The sequence below is a fragment of the Citrobacter sp. wls615 genome (assembly GCF_005281355.1).
GTDB lineage: Bacteria > Pseudomonadota > Gammaproteobacteria > Enterobacterales > Enterobacteriaceae > Citrobacter > Citrobacter werkmanii.
The window spans coordinates 34823-52477 of record NZ_SZXM01000089.1 but is presented as its reverse complement, the minus strand read 5'-3'; the positions used below and the strand labels follow the sequence as shown (position 1 = coordinate 52477).

Annotated in this window: 14 protein-coding genes; 3 read left to right on the top strand and 11 right to left on the bottom strand. The window is 52.5% G+C overall.

The genetic code is table 11. The features are described 5' to 3' along the window. The first annotated feature begins 27 nt into the window (after window positions 1-27). On the top strand, window positions 28-255 hold the full coding sequence (gene pptA, locus FDX04_RS23405) for a tautomerase PptA (RefSeq protein ID WP_137371548.1): 228 nt from the start codon (window positions 28-30) through the stop codon (window positions 253-255). Between the two features lie 38 nt (window positions 256-293). Here the strand turns inward: pptA and FDX04_RS23400 are convergent, their stop codons facing one another. Together FDX04_RS23400 and FDX04_RS23395 are read right to left on the bottom strand one after the other, a co-directional pair. Next, window positions 294-2270: an alkyl/aryl-sulfatase gene (locus tag FDX04_RS23400; protein ID WP_137371547.1), complete on the bottom strand. Its 1977-nt coding sequence runs from the start codon at window positions 2268-2270 to the stop codon at window positions 294-296. Between the two features lie 217 nt (window positions 2271-2487). Continuing rightward, on the bottom strand, window positions 2488-3060 hold the full coding sequence (locus tag FDX04_RS23395) for a flavin reductase family protein (protein WP_137371546.1): 573 nt from the start codon (window positions 3058-3060) through the stop codon (window positions 2488-2490). A 157-nt stretch (window positions 3061-3217) separates the two neighbouring features. Here FDX04_RS23395 and nhoA point away from each other — a divergent pair, with 157 nt between their 5' ends. Beyond that, window positions 3218-4063 (top strand): N-hydroxyarylamine O-acetyltransferase, encoded by an 846-nt coding sequence (nhoA, locus tag FDX04_RS23390; RefSeq protein ID WP_061381316.1) that lies wholly within the window; start codon window positions 3218-3220, stop codon window positions 4061-4063. A gap of 59 nt (window positions 4064-4122) precedes the next feature. Here the strand turns inward: nhoA and FDX04_RS23385 are convergent, their stop codons facing one another. The 7 genes from FDX04_RS23385 to FDX04_RS23355 all read right to left on the bottom strand — a co-directional run bounded on the left by FDX04_RS23385 (window position 4123) and on the right by FDX04_RS23355 (window position 14088). Continuing rightward, entirely contained in the window at window positions 4123-5016 is an 894-nt protein-coding gene (locus FDX04_RS23385) for a PhzF family isomerase (protein WP_137371545.1), read from the bottom strand. 104 nt (window positions 5017-5120) lie between these two features. Continuing rightward, complete coding sequence (gene narI / locus FDX04_RS23380) at window positions 5121-5801, bottom strand: respiratory nitrate reductase subunit gamma (protein ID WP_038640663.1); 681 nt, start codon at window positions 5799-5801, stop codon at window positions 5121-5123. Next, window positions 5798-6493: a nitrate reductase molybdenum cofactor assembly chaperone gene (narW, locus tag FDX04_RS23375; RefSeq protein ID WP_137371544.1), complete on the bottom strand. Its 696-nt coding sequence runs from the start codon at window positions 6491-6493 to the stop codon at window positions 5798-5800. The genes narI and narW overlap by 4 nt, the downstream gene beginning before the upstream one ends. Further along, window positions 6493-8037, bottom strand: a complete 1545-nt coding sequence (gene narH, locus FDX04_RS23370; protein ID WP_042308334.1) for a nitrate reductase subunit beta — start codon at window positions 8035-8037, stop codon at window positions 6493-6495. The genes narW and narH overlap by 1 nt, the downstream gene beginning before the upstream one ends. Beyond that, a complete protein-coding gene (locus tag FDX04_RS23365) occupies window positions 8034-11774 on the bottom strand; it encodes a nitrate reductase subunit alpha (protein WP_137371543.1) in 3741 nt (1246 codons plus the stop codon). The genes narH and FDX04_RS23365 overlap by 4 nt, the downstream gene beginning before the upstream one ends. 135 nt (window positions 11775-11909) lie before the next feature. Further along, entirely contained in the window at window positions 11910-13298 is a 1389-nt protein-coding gene (locus FDX04_RS23360) for a NarK family nitrate/nitrite MFS transporter (RefSeq protein WP_137371542.1), read from the bottom strand. Window positions 13299-13509: 211 nt separating this feature from the next. After that, complete coding sequence (locus FDX04_RS23355) at window positions 13510-14088, bottom strand: TetR family transcriptional regulator (RefSeq protein WP_137371582.1); 579 nt, start codon at window positions 14086-14088, stop codon at window positions 13510-13512. Between the two features lie 117 nt (window positions 14089-14205). Here FDX04_RS23355 and FDX04_RS23350 point away from each other — a divergent pair, with 117 nt between their 5' ends. Continuing rightward, window positions 14206-15693 carry an MFS transporter gene (locus tag FDX04_RS23350; protein ID WP_137371541.1) on the top strand — a complete coding sequence of 496 codons (1488 nt, stop codon included), beginning with the start codon at window positions 14206-14208 and terminating at the stop codon, window positions 15691-15693. On the opposite strand, the gene FDX04_RS23345 is transcribed toward FDX04_RS23350, so the two are convergent. Further along, window positions 15694-16074 (bottom strand): GFA family protein, encoded by a 381-nt coding sequence (locus FDX04_RS23345; protein ID WP_087856632.1) that lies wholly within the window; start codon window positions 16072-16074, stop codon window positions 15694-15696. A gap of 143 nt (window positions 16075-16217) precedes the next feature. Continuing rightward, window positions 16218-17300 carry a porin OmpD gene (gene ompD, locus FDX04_RS23340; RefSeq protein ID WP_137371540.1) on the bottom strand — a complete coding sequence of 361 codons (1083 nt, stop codon included), beginning with the start codon at window positions 17298-17300 and terminating at the stop codon, window positions 16218-16220. Window positions 17301-17655 lie beyond the last annotated feature (355 nt).

Genomic DNA, 17655 nt, shown 5'->3' with positions numbered 1-17655 from the left:
TCTGACCAAAACAATAAGGAACCTGCTATGCCGCACGTTGATATTAAATGTTTTCCCCGCGATCTGAGCGACAAGCAAAAATCCGCGCTGGCGGCGGATATTACCGAAGTCATTATTCGTCATTTGCAAAGCAAAGACAGCTCGATAAGCGTGGCGCTGACTGAAGTTGAGCCAGAGGCGTGGCAGGGCGTGTGGGATGCGGAGATTAAGCCGCAGATGGCAACGTTAATTAAAAAACCTGGCTACAGCATGTAAGATAAAACGGGCGAATTTTCCGCCCGTTTTCAACAGGTTTACGGTGTAACGATGTTAAACCAGAATTCGAACTTATCCATATAGCCGAGCATAGCGTCAAGTTTAGCGCCGTCGCCGGTTATCTTCACGTCACCGCTGTCTTGAGCCTGTTTCAGCGTCACTTCCTTAAGAATGATTTTATTGAGCGTGTCGCGATTCAGCGTGATCGTGGCGTCAGCCTCTTTTGCCTCGGCATTGGCGGTATGGTTTAGCACGCCATTTTCCAGCTCAAGCTTGTATTTACCGCCGTCGCTGCCAAGGTCGATGTTAAACACCGATTTGGCATCACCCGCTTTCTGCCCGTTAATATGTACCGCCAGATAGTCGAAGAACATTTCCGGCGTCATGGCGCGTACGGTATCCGGGCTGGCGGTGTTCGGGGTTGGGCCTTTAACCACACCATTACGCAGCTCTTGCGCACCGGTCAGGTAGAAGTTGCGCCACGGGCCGGATTCAGCCTGGTATCCTAGCTGTTCCAGCGCATCAGCTTCCAGATTGCGCGCGGCCTGGTTATTGGGATCGGCAAACACCACTTTGCTCACCACCTGAGCCACCCAGCGATAGTTACCCTGGTCATAGTCGGCTTTTGCTTTCTGCAGAATGGCATCCGCTCCACCCATATAATCGACGAATTTCTTCGCGGCTTCTTCCGGTGGCAGTTCATCCAGTGTTGCCGGGTTGCCATCAAACCAGCCGAGATAGAGCACATAGGTCGCTTTCACATCATGACTGACGGAACCATAGTAGCCGCGGTTAGCCCAGGTATGCGCCAGCGAGCCCGGCAGTTTAAAGTTCGCGGCGATTTCATCGCGGGTCAGACCTTCGTTAGCCATACGCAGCGTCTGGTCGTTAATGTAACGATACAGATCCCGCTGACTTTTCAGCAGGTTCACGACTTTGTCATTACCCCAGGTTGGCCAGTGGTGCTGCGCCATCAGGATTTCTGCTTTATCTCCCCAGCGTACAATCGCTTCGTTGATGTATTTGGACCAGGGCAACGGCTCACGAATTTTGGCCCCGCGCAGGGAGTAGGTGTTGTGCAGGGTGTGAGTGACGTCTTCAGCAGACTCAATCAGTTTCTTCTCTTCGATGTACCACAGCATTTCCGAAGGCGCTTCGGAGCCTGGGGCCAACATGAAGTCATAGGTCAGGCCATCAATGACCTCTTTTTGCCCGTCTTTTTCAATTATATTGGTTGGCGCAATCAGGGTGACGGTTCCCGCGGAGGTTGTGGTTCCCAGTCCGGCACCAACCTGACCTTTGGCATCAGGTTTTAGTAGATTGCCGTACATATAGCTCGCGCGACGGCTCATAACGTTGCCGGCCATGATATTCTCAGCCACCGCCGCCTCCATAAAGCCAGCAGGTGCATAAATCTTCACTTTGCCCGCTTTAACATCGGCTTCGTCAACAACGCCGCGCACGCCGCCGTAATGGTCAACGTGGCTGTGTGTATAAATCACCGCGACAACGGGTTTTTGACCGCGGTTTTTAAAGTAAAGATCCATCCCGACTTTGGCCGTTTCTGCTGATACCAGCGGGTCAACAACGGTGACGCCTTCTTTACCTTCAATGATCGTCATGTTGGACAGATCGAGGTTACGGATCTGGTAAACGCCTTCCGTCACTTCAAACAGTCCGCTGATGTTGATCAACTGGGACTGACGCCACAGACTCGGATTTACCGTATCCGGGGCTTTATCACCTTCTTTAATGAACGCATATTGTTGCGGATTCCAGATGACATTTCCTTGCTCACCTTTGATCACATCCTGAGGAATAGGGGCGATGAAGCCTTTATGAGCATCGGTAAAGTCGGTGTTATCGGAGAAGGGCAGTTGGTTGTAGAGCGCATTGTTCGCTTGTTGCGTGGAAGCGGTCGCGTCTTTTGGCGCTTCAGCGGCAATCAGGGGAGCAGAGGCAGAGGTGAGTAACCCGGCAAGGATAAAACTTTGTGCGATTCTATTCAGTTGCATCGTAAAACCTCTCTGACACTTTATAAGTACAGTTGGGGGATGCTGCTTTGACTGATTGGGGTTGGAAGAGATATTTGAGTTAGAGCAAGATTAACTATATATAATTCACGCAAATGATTCAGCAAGGAAGGACAGCGATTCATCCGACTGGTTTTTCAGAAGTTTTAAGAACACGGTGAAGGATGGAAAGCATGAGTTGCCATCCGTTAGCAGACAATTATTCACATGCGGTAATGCGTCTTCCGCTGGAGACAAACGTTCCGCCCCCAAGATGATGAAATGTAGTGAGCTGGTCATCATCAAACTGCCAGCGTCCCTCCACGAAGGCTCGCTCATCAGCGGCAGCGGAGACCACTTCCCCAAACAGGGTGTCATATTTGTCCTGAGCCGCTGTGGCAGGAAGCAGGCGGCATTCCATCCAGGCCAGGCATTTTGCTTCTATGAGCGGTAAACCCAGCACCGGTCCTTGCACCACAGGAATGCCGTAGCAGTTGAATTTATCTTCCACACGGCCGGAAACGTTGCCAACGGCCCAGGTCCAGTTGGCGGCGGCAACTCCCGGAATAACAATGCCAAACATGCCGCTGCGTTCAATTAGCTCACGTGACCAGGCTGTCTTGTCGACAACAATCGCGATACGCGGTGGTTCAAACTCAACGGGCATCGACCACGCTGCAGCCATCACGTTCCGCCGCTCTGTATGATCGTCCCGACTGGTTATTAAAATGGTCGGGCCGTGATTTAGCAGTCGGCTGGCATGTTTTAATTCGAGAGGACGAAAATGGCTCATGGATGCTCCTTGGCTGAGAGATAACACACCACAATTAACTTAGATATTAACGGTATTAGCGATTTTGTCGCCTCGTGAGGAAGAACAACGCACAAAATCGACGGCGTAAAATTAAAAATGCGTTATAAGTACAACATTACACAAACAGGAAGCTGGTATGACGCCTTTTTTAAACGCTTATTTTGCCCGTATTGGCTGGTCAGGTTCGGCCAACGCCAACATTGAAACCCTGCGAGCGCTGCATTTACTGCACAACAGCGCCATTCCTTTTGAAAATCTCGATGTGCTGCTGCCACGCGAAATGCAACTCGACGACGCATCGCTGGAAGAGAAGCTGGTGACGGCGCGTCGCGGCGGTTATTGTTTTGAGCAAAATGGGTTATTTGAGCGGGCGCTCCGCGAAATCGGTTTTACCGTCCGCAGTTTACTTGGACGTGTGGTGCTGGCAAATCCGTCAAGCCTACCGCCACGCACGCATCGTCTGCTGCTGGTTGAGCTACAGGGAGAACAGTGGATCGCTGACGTCGGATTTGGTGGGCAAACGCTGACCGCACCGATTCGTCTGCAGGCAGATGTTGCACAGCACACACCACACGGGGAGTATCGTCTGATTCAGGACGGTGAAGACTGGATTTTGCAGTTCCGTCATCACGAACACTGGCAATCAATGTACCGTTTTGATCTGGTTATGCAGCATCAGAGCGATTATCTGATGGGCAACTTCTGGTCGGCACATTGGCCGCAGTCGCATTTTCGTCATCATCTGCTGATGTGTCGTCATCTGCCAGACGGCGGTAAATTTACGTTAACCAATTTTCATTTTACCCATTATCAGGATGGCCATGCGGTAGAGCAGATTAATCTGCCCGACGTCGCCAGCCTGTACGCCTTATTGCAGGCGCGGTTTGGATTGGGCGTGGATGATGTGAAGCATGGATTTACTGAAGCAGAATTGGCGACGGTAATGGCGGCGTTTGATACGCACCCGGAAGCAGGGAAATAACGCCATCGGGAATAGTGCCGGATGCGGCGTAATCGTCTTATCCGGCCCACAGGAATAGATTAAAAATCTATTGCCCACTCTGCATGGAACAGGATCACCGCCGAACCAGTAATGGTGACTTTTTCCGGCTGGTTATCACGAATAGCGACCGTCACATCAACTATACCGTCACGACCCAGCGCACGGCCCTGATGCCCCTGAACACGTAACGTTTTGCCATCATGCGCCATCAGCCGGTGGTGAACCAGCCACGCGCCCATCGGCCCGTTGGCATTGCCCGTGACTGGATCTTCCACAATACCAATTGCGGGAGAAAACATGCGTCCATCGGTGGCGTTTTCGCCATTGCGGATTTGAAAAGGGAAGAAACCGTTACAGCCAATTTGTTGGCTGATTGTCGCCAGCGCCTGTAAATCTGGGGAAAGGGCGTCCAGGTCTACCTCAGGCTTTAGCGGAATCATCACTTTCGAATGGCCGGTGGTGGCAACCTGGATCGGTAGTCCTGGCAGCATATCGTCTTCGCTCAGATGCAGCGCGCGGATAATTGCAGTACGAACAGCGCCTTGCAGCGGAGGCTCAAATCCAGGTATTCCTTGCTCAAGGCTAATACGATAGTCATCCCCGATGGCTTCGATATTCACCCGATGACGTCCGGCCAGCGAGGTTTGCCAGACGGTAGTGTTGCCCAGCCCCAGCACATTGGCCCGCACATAGTGTGCCGCGACGGTAGCATGTCCACAGATGGGGACTTCAACCGTCGGCGTGAAATAGCGGATGTGTACATCGCTATCGTTGCTGGTCAGCAGGAATGCGGTTTCCGAATGACGCAGCTCGCGGGCAATCAGCTGCATCTGCGCTTCGCTCAGTCCGTCAGCATGCAGCACCACTCCCGCTGAATTGCCGCGAAAGGGGACCGAGGTAAAGGCATCGACGTGGTAAACCTGTGGTTTCATTAGCGTTCTCCCTGGGATGGAGAAGCATCATAGCGTGCAAAATGCCGGATGGCGACGCCCTGCGTCTTATCCGGTCTACTGACCGGATAAGACATCAGAGACAATTAGCGGCGCGAGCGCACAATTTGATAGCGGCGGGTGAAGTACTCAAACGGCGCACTCCACACGTGGACCAGACGTGTGAACGGAAACAGTAAGAATATCGTCATGCCTAACACCAGATGAGCACGGAATATCGGCGCCACGCCATCCAGATGCGCAGATGCGCCGCCCTGGAAAGTCACCACCGACTGCGCCCAACCGACCAGTTTCAGCATTTCACTGCCGTCAGGATGTTGTGCGGAGAACGGAATAGTGGTTAAACCGAGAATGCATTGAACCAGCAGAATGCACAGGATCAGAATATCGGCGGTGGATGATGTCGCGCGAATGCGTGGATTAGTCAGGCGGCGCACCAGCAAACCCGCGCCCCCAACCAGCGTTAACACGCCGCAGACACCGCCGAGAATCATTGCCATTTGCTGTTTCACCGCAATCGGCAGGAACCAGGCGTACATCCAGTGCGGGGTCAACATGCCGAACAGGTGACCGAAAAAAATCCCCAGAATGCCGATATGGAACAAGTTTGACCATAACACCATACCGCGTTTGTCCAGCATTTGGCTGGAAGAGGCGCGCCAGGTGTATTGCCCGTAGTCGTATCGCAACCAACTACCGAGGATAAACACCGTGCCGCACAGATACGGGTAGATATCGTAAAAGAAGACGTTCAGATACTGTATCATTTCGGACCTCCCGCGCTGACGTCGACATACTGCGGCGCCACGTCCTGGCTAAAGCGTCGTTGATAGTTTTGTAACGGTGAACTTTCACAAGCGGTGGCGTTATCTTCGATAAACTTCACCTGTTCCTCTTCCCAGACTGCATCCAGCGCCTGACGGGTATCGTCACGTGTTTCTGCGGCAACCTGTTTGGTGACACTGTCACTTGAAAGGGAACTTCCGGCAAGCAGCAACAGGGCATCAAACAACTGATACCATGGCGTATCGCGCTGTTTTAAACGACCGCCAAGCAGCGCCAGAATGGGGGCGACATTCTGTAATCCTTCTTTAGCCTGGGCCTCCGGCAGCACGCTTAAATACTCCAGATACAACGGTAGATGATCCGGCAGCTCGCGGCAGTTAAGCTGGAGCCCGACCTTTTCATACTGCGCCAGTAGCTCAACCATCGCCTGGCCGCGGTCACGTGACTCGGCATGGACATGTTCGAATAGCAACAGTGAGGTGGCGCGCCCCCGATCAAACACCTCACACCATTCGGCTTGCTTATCCAGTAATGGGGCATTGAGTAGTCCCCGGCTAAATTCGGTAAGCATTGGGGCATCGCTGGACACCAGCGCCAGCGCGTCGTCTTTACACTCCCACAGCAACTCGTCCGGATATTCCAGCAGCAGTCCGATAATCTTCAGAATTTGCATTATTCACCCTCCGCTTTATCGCGCACTTCGGTGATGTCGATGGCATCAATACGGCTGCTGTTAAACAGGTTGAATTTGGTATCCGAACCGTGACAGCCATCGCCAAAGGTGAAACCACAACCGTTTTTCTCCGGGAAAGCGTCGCGCGCCATTTCACGGTGGCTGGTCGGGATCACGAAGCGGTCTTCATAGTTAGCGATAGCCAGATAGCGATACATCTCCTCGACTTGTTCAACCGTAAGACCGACTTCCTCAATGGCGCGGGTATCCGTCACGCCTTCGACGGTTTGTGAGCGCATATAGTGTCGCATCGCCATCATACGTTTCAACGCGCGCAATACCGGACCGGTATCGCCAGCACTGAGCATGTTAGCGAGGTACTGTACCGGGATACGTAGTGATTCCACCGCCGGCAAAATGTTGCCATTGTGTGGCAGACCACCGGCATCAGCCACCGACTGAATCGGTGACAACGGCGGCACATACCAGACCATTGGCAGGGTGCGATACTCAGGGTGTAACGGCAGCGCCAGCTTCCAGTCCATTGCCATTTTGTAGACCGGCGAACGTTGGGCGGCGTCGATAACATTCTGCGGAATGCCTTGTTTTAACGCCTCTTCGATAACTGCCGGATCGTGCGGATTGAGGAACACATCGCACTGACGTTCATACAGATCGGTCTCATGCTCGGTGCTGGCCGCTTCCTCAATGCGGTCGGCGTCGTACAGCAATACGCCGAGATAGCGGATGCGCCCGACGCAGGTTTCCGAACATACCGTCGGCTGGCCGGATTCAATACGCGGGTAGCAGAAAATGCACTTCTCTGACTTACCGCTCTTCCAGTTAAAATAGATTTTCTTGTACGGACAGCCGCTGATGCACAAGCGCCAACCGCGGCATTTGTCCTGGTCGATCAGCACAATGCCGTCTTCTTCACGCTTATAGATGGCACCGCTCGGGCAGGTAGCGACACAGCTTGGGTTCAGGCAGTGTTCACAAAGTCGCGGCAAATACATCATGAAGGTGTTTTCGAACTGACCGTACATCTCCTTCTGCATTTTCTCGAAGTTACGGTCACGGGCGCGTTTTGAGAATTCGCCGCCGAGCAGTTCTTCCCAGTTGGGGCCCCAGATAATCTTGTCCATTCGTTTGCCGTCAATCAACGAACGTGGACGCGCAGTGGGCTGGTTTTTGCTTTCCGGTGCGCTATGCAGATGCTGGTAATCATAGGTAAACGGTTCATAGTAATCATCGATTTGCGGGATCACCGGGTTGGCGAAAATTTTGGTAATCACCCCCATCTTGCCGCCCAGACGCGGTCTTATCTTGCCGTTAACATCGCGAACCCAGCCGCCTTGCCACTCTTCCTGATCTTCCCAATTTTTCGGATAACCAATCCCTGGTTTGGTCTCGACGTTGTTAAACCATGCATATTCCATCCCTTCGCGCCCGGTCCAGACGTTTTTACAGGTGACGGAGCAGGTGTGGCAGCCGATACACTTGTCCAGATTAAGAACCATGCCTACCTGTGAGCGTATTTTCATTTTTTCGCCTCCTGTACCTGATCGCGACCTTCATCATCCAGCCAGTTAATATTTTTCATTTTTCTAATCATGATGAACTCATCGCGGTTAGAGCCGACCGTACCGTAATAGTTAAAGCTGTACGCCAACTGCGCATAGCCACCGATCATATGCGTCGGTTTCGGGCATACGCGGGTGACCGAGTTATGGATCCCGCCACGCATTCCGGTGACTTCGGAGCCGGGAATGTTCATGATTCGCTCCTGAGCGTGATACATCATGGTCATTCCCGGTGGTACGCGCTGACTCACCACCGCACGCGCGGTGAGCGCGCCATTGGCGTTAAAGGCTTCGATCCAGTCGTTATCTTCAATACCCAACTCTTTGGCATCGGTCTCGCTGATCCAGACAATCGGTCCGCCACGTGACAGCGTTAGCATCAGCAGGTTTTCGCTGTAGGTAGAGTGGATGCCCCATTTCTGATGCGGCGTCAGGAAGTTGAGCGCTTTTTCCGGGAAGCCGTTTGGTGGAACTTCACGCATGTCGCTGACGCTGCGGGTATCAATTGGCGGACGATACGCCACCAGGCTTTCACCAAATGCACGCATCCACGCGTGATCCTGATACAACTGCTGGCGACCGGACAGGGTGCGCCATGGGATCAGCTCGTGGACGTTGGTATAGCCTGCGTTATAGGAGACATGTTCGCTTTCAAGGCCGGACCAGGTAGGGCTGGAGATAATTTTGCGCGGCTGCGCCTGAATATCGCGAAAACGGATCTTCTCATCTTCTTTGTTCAACGCCAGATGCGTATGGTCGCGTCCGGTCATCGCCCCCAGCGCTTTCCAGGCTTTGACCGCCACCTGACCATTGGTTTCCGGCGCCAGGGCGAGGATCACCTCCGACGCATCCAGTGCGGTGTCAATCAGCGGTCGGCCTTTTGCCGGGCCTTCGCGTTTGGTGTAGTTCAGCTTGCCGAGGAAATCGACCTCGGTCTGGGTATTCCAGGAGATACCTTTGCCACCGTTTCCGAGTTTGTCCATTAGCGGGCCGAGCGAGGTAAAACGTTCGTAGGTGGCAGGGTAGTCACGCTCAACGACAGCAATATTAGGCGCGGTTTTTCCTGGAACAAGATCGCATTCGCCTTTGCGCCAGTCGAGGATGTCAAACGGCTGCGCCAGTTCTGCCGGTGAGTCGTGTTGCAGCGGTTGCAGGACGATGTCTGTTTCTTGCCCAAGGTGCCCGACACAGACCTCCGAGAACACTTTGGCGATGCCTTTATAAATTTCCCAGTCGCTCTTCGATTCCCACGCCGGATCGACCGCCGCTGACAGCGGGTGAATAAACGGATGCATATCCGAGGTGTTCATATCGTCTTTTTCATACCAGGTCGCGGTCGGCAGAACGATATCGGAGAACAGGCAGGTGCTCGACATACGGAAATCGAGCGTGACCAGCAGATCAAGCTTGCCTTCAATCGCAGCGGACTGCCATTCCACCTCTTCAGGTTTAATACCCTCGCTTGAACCGAGCGCTTCTCCCTGGATCCCGCTTTCGGTACCCAGTAAATACTTGAGCATGTATTCATGCCCTTTACCGGAGGAGCCGAGCAGGTTAGAGCGCCAGACAAAAAGGTTTCGCGGATGGTTGTGGCCGCTGTCCGGCTGTTCGCAGGCAAAACGAATTTCACCTGACTTCAGCGCCTGTGCGGTGTATTGCGCAGGAGATAGCCCTGCTTGTTCGGCTTTTGCTTTCACGGTCAATGGGTTGAGGTTAAGCTGCGGGGCGGACGGCAGCCAGCCCATCCTTTCGGCGCGTACGTTAAAGTCAATCAAATGTCCGGTAAACTTCGACGCATCGGCCAGCGGAGAGAGGAGTTCCTGTGCGGTGAGTTTTTCATAACGCCACTGGCTGGAGTGGTTGTAGAAAAATGAAGTGCTGTTCATCTGACGCGGTGGACGGTTCCAGTCCAACGCAAAGGCCAGCGGCAACCAACCGGTTTGCGGACGCAGTTTCTCCTGCCCCACATAGTGCGCCCAGCCTCCGCCGCTTTGTCCCACGCAACCACAGAACACCAGAATGTTAATCATCCCACGGTAGTTCATATCCATGTGATACCAGTGGTTGACGCCAGCCCCGAGGATGATCATCGAACGACCATGTGTTTTGTGCGCAGTATCGGCGAATTCACGGGCGATTTGTTCGATATGACGGCGTGGCACACCGGTAATTTGCTCGCCCCAGGCCGGGGTGTAGGCTTTCACTTCGCTGTAATCTTGTGCGCTATGAACGTCATCCAGACCACGATCGAGGCCATAATTCGCCAGCACCAGATCATAAACGCTCACTACCGGACAGTTGCGGCCATCGGCGAGGGTGAGACGTTTTACCGGAAGTTGCCGTACCAGCACAGGTTCTTGTTTGACGCTGCGAAAATGAGGGTTTTCGTTGCCGCCAAAGTAGGGGAATGCTACCCCAGCCACTTCATCATGCTGACCCAGCAACGAGAGGGAAAGTTCTGTTTCTGCCCCAGCGGCCAACGACTCGAGGTTCCATTTGCCTGTTTCACCCCAGCGAAAGCCGATGGAGCCGTTCGGCACGACCAGCTCACCTTCACTGTTAAAGGCCACGGTTTTCCACTCTGGATTGTTGCTTTCGCCGAGACCATCGACAAGGTCTGAGGCGCGCATCATACGTCCAGGCACGTAGCTGCCATCTTCCCGGGTATCCAGTAAAACCAGCATCGGCATGTCGGTATAACGGCGACAGTAATTGAGGAAATAATCGCTGGGATTGTCGAGGTGAAACTCTTTCAGGATGACGTGGCCCATCGCCATCGCCAGCGCGCTGTCGGTGCCTTGTTTTGGTGCCAGCCACTGGTCGCACAGTTTGGCGACTTCCGAGTAGTCTGGCGTAATGGCAATGGTTTTAGTGCCTTTGTAGCGCACTTCGGTAAAAAAGTGCGCGTCAGGCGTACGGGTCTGTGGGACGTTAGATCCCCAGGCGATGATATAACTGGAGTTATACCAGTCGGCGGATTCAGGTACATCGGTCTGCTCGCCCCAGGTCATCGGTGACGCAGGCGGTAAGTCGCAATACCAGTCATAAAAACTCAGGCAGGTGCCGCCAAGAAGGGAAAGATAACGCGTGCCTGCGGCATAGGAGACCATCGACATCGCAGGGATTGGGGAGAAGCCGGCCACGCGATCCGGGCCGTAGGTCTTCACCGTCCAGACGTTGGCGGCAGCAATCAGCTGATTAAGTTCTTTCCAGTTGGAACGGATGAAACCACCTCGACCGCGTACCTGCTTGTAGCTCTGGCATTTTTGCGGGTCGTTCATAATCGATTCCCAGGCCAGCACCGGGTCGGACTGGCGGGTCAGGGCGTCGCGCCACAGTTCGATCAAACGTTTACGCACTAACGGATATTTCAGGCGGTTGGCGCTGTAAAGATACCAGGAGTAGCTGGCGCCGCGCGGGCAGCCGCGGGGTTCATGGTTAGGCAGGTCAGGTCGAGTACGCGGGTAGTCAGTTTGCTGTGTTTCCCAGGTTACCAGTCCGTTTTTGACGTAGATTTTCCAGCTACATGAGCCGGTACAGTTCACGCCGTGGGTAGAGCGCACAATTTTGTCGAACTGCCAGCGCTGACGATAGCTGTCTTCCCAGTCCCGGTTGGTGTGCATCACTTGCCCATGCCCCTCGGCAAACGTATCGCCCTTTTGTTTAAAGTAGCGAAAGCGGTCTAACAGTTTACTCATGACATAACTCCTGCTTCGATAATGTGCCAGGCGGTCTTGTAGGCTGGATAAGGCGTAAGCCGCCATCCGGCGCAGTTATTGCCTGATGGCGCTGCGCTTATCAGGCCTACGTCCGATCCTGCGATAAACTTGTTGTTATTTTTGTTTAGGCTTACGGCGACCATAGACCAGCCAGGTCACCAGCACGCAGACGATGTAAAACACCAGAAATATTTTCATAGCCCCCACCGGAGAGCCGGTAAGCGCCAGGGATGAACCAAACGCTTTGGGAATGAAGAAGCCCCCCACAGCGCCGATGGCAGAGATGAATCCAAGCGCTGCGGCGGTGTCAGTTACCGCTTCACGCTGAGCCTGTTCCTCTGTGCCACCGCGCAGTTTCACCCGGTAAATCGTGATTTTGCGAAAGATCACCGCAATCATCTGGAAGGTCGACCCGCTTCCCAGACCCGCGGTCAGGAACAGCCCCATAAACACCAGATAGAAGGCGACAAAGTTTCCTTCTCCTGAGCCCGGCAGAGTAAGAAACAGCAGGGCGCTGAACAGTGCCATAAAGATGAAGTTAATTAACGTGACGCGTACACCGCCGAACTTGTCAGAGATAACGCCGCCCGCCGATCGCGCAAGCGCGCCGATGAAGGGGCCGAAGAACGCCAGTTGCAGAATATTCACGTCAGGAAATTGGGTTTTCGCCAGCATGGCAAAACCAGCCGAAAAGCCGATAAATGACCCGAAAGTCGCGAGATACAGCAGGCTTAACAGCCACAAGTGAAAACGCTTGAGGACCGGTAGCTGGGAAGCAATAGAAGCCTTCGAACTGGCAATATCATTCATTCCCATGCCTGCCGCCAGGGTGGCTATCAGCAGAAGTGGAACCCAAATCCATGCGGCATTGGCCAGCGACAGTAACGAGCCGTCAGCTTGCGGTACGCTCTGGACGCCCAAAAAGGTAAATATGGGCAGAAAAATCACCAGCGGCGCGATTAGCTGCATCACGCTGACGCCGAGGTTGCCAAGGCCGCCGTTAACCCCCAACGCACTGCCTTGCTTTGCTTTGGGGAAGAAAAAGCTGATGTTGCCCATGCTGGAGGCAAAGTTAGCGCCAGCAAAACCGCACATCAGCGCAATAATAATAAATACTCCAAACGGAGTAGCGGTATTTTGCACGGCAAATCCCAGCCAGACGCAGGGAATAACCAGAATAATCGTGCTAAAAATGGTCCAACGGCGACCGCCAAATATAGGTACCATAAAGGAGTAGGGGACGCGCAATATTGCCCCAGAAAGGGAGGGTAATGCCGTTAATAAAAACAGTTGATCGGTGGTGAAATTAAAACCAATTTTATTCAGATTGACGGCTACGGCGCTAAACAGCATCCAGACGCAGAAGGCAAGTAAAAGGCAACTTACTGATATCCAAAGATTTCTACGGGCAATGTGCTTGCCTTTGTTTTCCCAAAAGGCGGGGTTTTCTGGTTTCCAGTCAGTCAAAAGATAACGATTATTTTTCTCATTTGATGATGACATATTATTCTCCATGCACATGCCGTTCATGAAAAAGAAATAAACGCATACAGGCCGCGCGGCTTCTTTTTAGAAACTATTGAAAGGTTTTGGGAATATTGATTGAAAGAATAGATAAAAAAGTGCAATAACGCGGGATGAGGGGAGAATTACATGTTGGTTAAGTGTTACTAATTGTAAACTTAAAAGAGGTATTGTTTATTCATCTATAACATTAGCTAAATAACTCCAGCGTAATCATACGATCCAGGTGGCGATCAAAAGCAGGATCGGCCATTTCCTCGATGCCCAACATATACATACCATCCAGGCCGCACACCAGTGCGATTAAACGCCATGCGACGTCGGCGGCATCTGGGGTGGATGAAAACTCACCGGCTTTCTGTCCCTGAATGATGATATTGGCCGTTTCCTCATGCCACATCCGCATGGTTAGCAGATAGGCGCTTTTGATTTCTGGATCTTTACCGGCTACAACCTGCGCTTCACGCCACAGCTTAATGTAGGGTTCGAAGCCGCCATCTTCACTGCCCAGCATGGCATGCAGTCGCTCACGGAAGCTGGCATCCTCACTGACCAGTTCCGCATCAAGCAGGGTACGGATCAGGCGCACAAAAGCCTGAGACTTGAGTTCACCGACAGAGGTAAAGTGATGATGCACCTGGCCCGTCGCCACGTGGGCTTCCGCCGCTATACGTCGTACGGTCATGGCAGTAAACCCTTCTTCCAGCGCAACGCGCATTGCCGCTTGCAGAATCACTTCCCGACGTTCATCCCGATTCAGATAACTCATCATTCCTCCTGTATCTCAATAGCACGCAGTCTAACAAAAAGTTGGACATATGTTCAATTTTCCGTAAGATCGCTAAAGCTGGACATGTGTCCAGTTTTGGTTTCGTTAGGGAGTTTTATGTTTCGTCAGTGGTTAACGTTAGTCATTATTGTACTGGTCTACATCCCTGTTGCGATTGATGCAACGGTGCTGCACGTTGCCGCGCCCACGCTGAGTATGACGCTGGGTGCCAGTGGTAACGAGCTGCTGTGGATTATTGATATTTATTCCCTGGTAATGGCCGGCATGGTGTTGCCAATGGGGGCATTGGGCGATCGCATCGGTTTTAAACGTCTGCTGCTGTTGGGCGGGGGCTTATTTGGTCTGGCATCGCTGGCCGCCGCTTTTGCCCACAGCGCCAGTTGGCTGATTGCCACGCGGGCGGTATTGGCGATCGGGGCGGCGATGATTGTTCCGGCTACGCTGGCGGGTATTCGTGCCACCTTTGCCGAGCAGCGTCATCGCAATATGGCGCTCGGCGTCTGGGCCGCCGTTGGGTCCGGCGGCGCGGCGTTTGGGCCATTAGTGGGCGGCATACTGCTGGAGCACTTCTATTGGGGATCCGTGTTCTTAATCAATGTGCCTATTGTTGTGGTGGTAATGGCATTGACGGCTCGTTTCGTACCGCGCCAGGCTGGACGTCGCGATCAATCGTTAAATTTCGGTCATGCGGTAATGCTGATTGTCGCTATTCTGCTGCTGGTCTATAGCGCCAAAACCGCACTGAAAGGTCATATGGCGACCACTGTCATCGTGCTGACATTGTTAGCCGGAGCATTGCTGTTGGGGCAGTTTGTCCGTATCCAGCTAGCGGCTTCCCGGCCAATGATTGATATGCGGCTGTTTACGCACCGCATTATCTTAAGCGGCGTAGTAATGGCGATGACTGCGATGATTACGCTGGTTGGTTTCGAATTGCTGATGGCTCAGGAGCTCCAGTTTGTCCACGGTTTGACGCCGTATCAGGCTGGGTTGTTTATGCTGCCGGTAATGCTGGCAAGTGGTTTCAGCGGCCCCATTGCCGGCATGTTGGTGTCACGCCTGGGACTACGTTGTGTGGCAACGGCAGGCATGGCGCTCAGCGCCGTCAGTTTTTACGGTCTGGCGATGACGGATTTCAGTACGCAGCAAATACAAGCGTGGATATTGATGGCCTTGCTCGGATTCAGTGCGGCAAGTGCGCTTTTGGCCTCAACTGCGGCAATCATGGCAGCAGCGCCGGCAGAAAAAGCGGCAGCGGCTGGCGCCATTGAGACGATGGCTTATGAACTTGGCGCCGGGCTTGGCATCGCTATCTTTGGCTTACTGTTGAGCCGTAGCTTTTCTGCCTCAATTCTGCCGCCAGCCGGACTCAATCCGCAGGAGATAGAGCGCGCCTCATCATCAATGGGTGAAGCGGTACAACTGGCGCATTCGCTCCCGTCGTCGCTGAGTGAGGCATTGCTGGCGGCTGCCAGAGAAGCCTTTACCTGGTCACATAGCGTGGCCTTAAGCAGCGCTGGCAGTATGCTTATCGTATTAGCGATAGGGATGTGGTTCAGTCTGGCAAAGATACAGCGTCAATAACTAGTGGGCTAAATGACAGGGGTAATCCATCTCTTCGACTTCTTTTCCACTCAAGCGAGCGTATTGCCCCGTCAGTCTCCAGAATGCAGGTTGAGTTTCCGTATAGATCTCTGCCGCTAACACCAGGCGGCGGCGATCTACCTCGTTAAGTTCCAGTAGCGTCCACGGCACAAAATAGCGTTCGCTACCCGTCAGGGTAAACCACAGCGGGCACCCACAGCCTGAACAGAAGAAACGTTCACCACGATTTGAAGAAGGAAAGTGCGAGGGTTGGGCTGAATCCGGCGACATCTGCGGATGAGCGCTGGCCTCCAGATACATAGCGATGCCACCCGACCATTTCTGACACAACGTACAGTGGCAGGCATAGACATCCAGCATTTCGACGTCAACGGTAAAATGACTCTGTCCGCAAAGACAACGACCAGTGAACGTCTGCACGGCATACTCCTTATGACCGAGACTACATCAAGAGAAAAAGCCAGCCCTGAAAGGACTGGCTTTGTATTCAGACTACAACAAAATTAGAACTGGTAGTTCAGACCAACAGCCACGATGTTGTCAGTTGAAACTTTTGCTGCATTGGTGAAGTTATTGTCATCCAGCAGGTTGATTTTGTAATCAACGAAGGTAGACATGTTTTTGTTGAAGTAGTAGGTAGCACCCAGGTCTACGTATTCAACCAGATCCTGGTCGCCGTAACCATTGATGTCTTTACCTTTGGATTTCAGGTAAGCAATGGACGGACGCAGACCGAAGTCGAACTGGTACTGAGCAACAGCTTCAAAGTTCTGTGCTTTATCTGCAATACCTTTAACACCAGAACCGCCATAGGTGGTCATGTTACGAGTTTCGGAGTAGGTGGTCGCCAGGTAGATGTTGTTCGCATCATATTTCAGACCAGCAGCCCATACTTCAGCGTTCTTACCGGAAGCCATGAAACTGGAGTCACCCACAGCCTGGCGGTCAGTACGGTCAGATTTTGCATAGGTAGCACCTACGCCGAAGCCTTCGTACTCATAAGTGGTAGACAGACCGAAGCCGTCGCCGTTTGCTTCTTTCACGTCGGTACGGTCATTTTTGCCCTGATACTGAGCAGCAAAGTTCAGACCTTCAACCAGACCGAAGAAATCGGTGTTACGGTAGGTTGCAACGCCGGTAGTACGGCCAGTCATGAATACGTCAGTCTGGGTCCAGGTATCGCCACCGAACTCTGGCAGAACGTCGGTCCATGCGCCGATGTCGTAAGCTACGCCGTAGTTACGACCGTAGTCGAAAGAACCGTATTCAGCGAATTTCAGGCCAGCGAATGCCAGACGGGTTTTGTCTGCTTCGGAACCCTGATCTTCAGAACGGTTGCCTTTGAATTCATATTCCCACTGACCAAAACCAACCAGCTGGTCGTTGATCTGAGTTTCGCCTTTGAAGCCCAGACGTGCGTAGGTTTTGTCGCCATCGCTGCTGGTGTCATCAGAGAAATAATGCTGAGCGTGAACTTTACCGTAGATATCCAGTTTGTTTGCGTCTTTGTTATATACCTCAGCCGCGTTTACTGCACCTGCCGCCAACAGGCTAGTCACTGCCACTGCAACTAATTTAAGTTTCATTCTAAATAATCCTTATAATTTTTTCTTGGTGTGTTTCCTAAACCATTGCTAAACGAAGGGGTTCGTCAATGGCAAACCATTTTTAAATGACGCAGTGGTATAAGTTCAATAATAAGTTTCATAATATTGCGAAATATTTGAAGTTGTGTGATCCAGATCTATATAATACAGCTGATTGTATTAATCTTAATATGTGACAAATCTGATGAGATATATTTACGCAGGGGACTATTATGGCAGCTATGGTTTAAATGGTGTTAGTTTCGCTTGTATAATATATACATGCGGAGGGTTATAGATAAACATGAAATACTTTCACGCGTTAACTAATAATCATATATTTAACATTTAATTA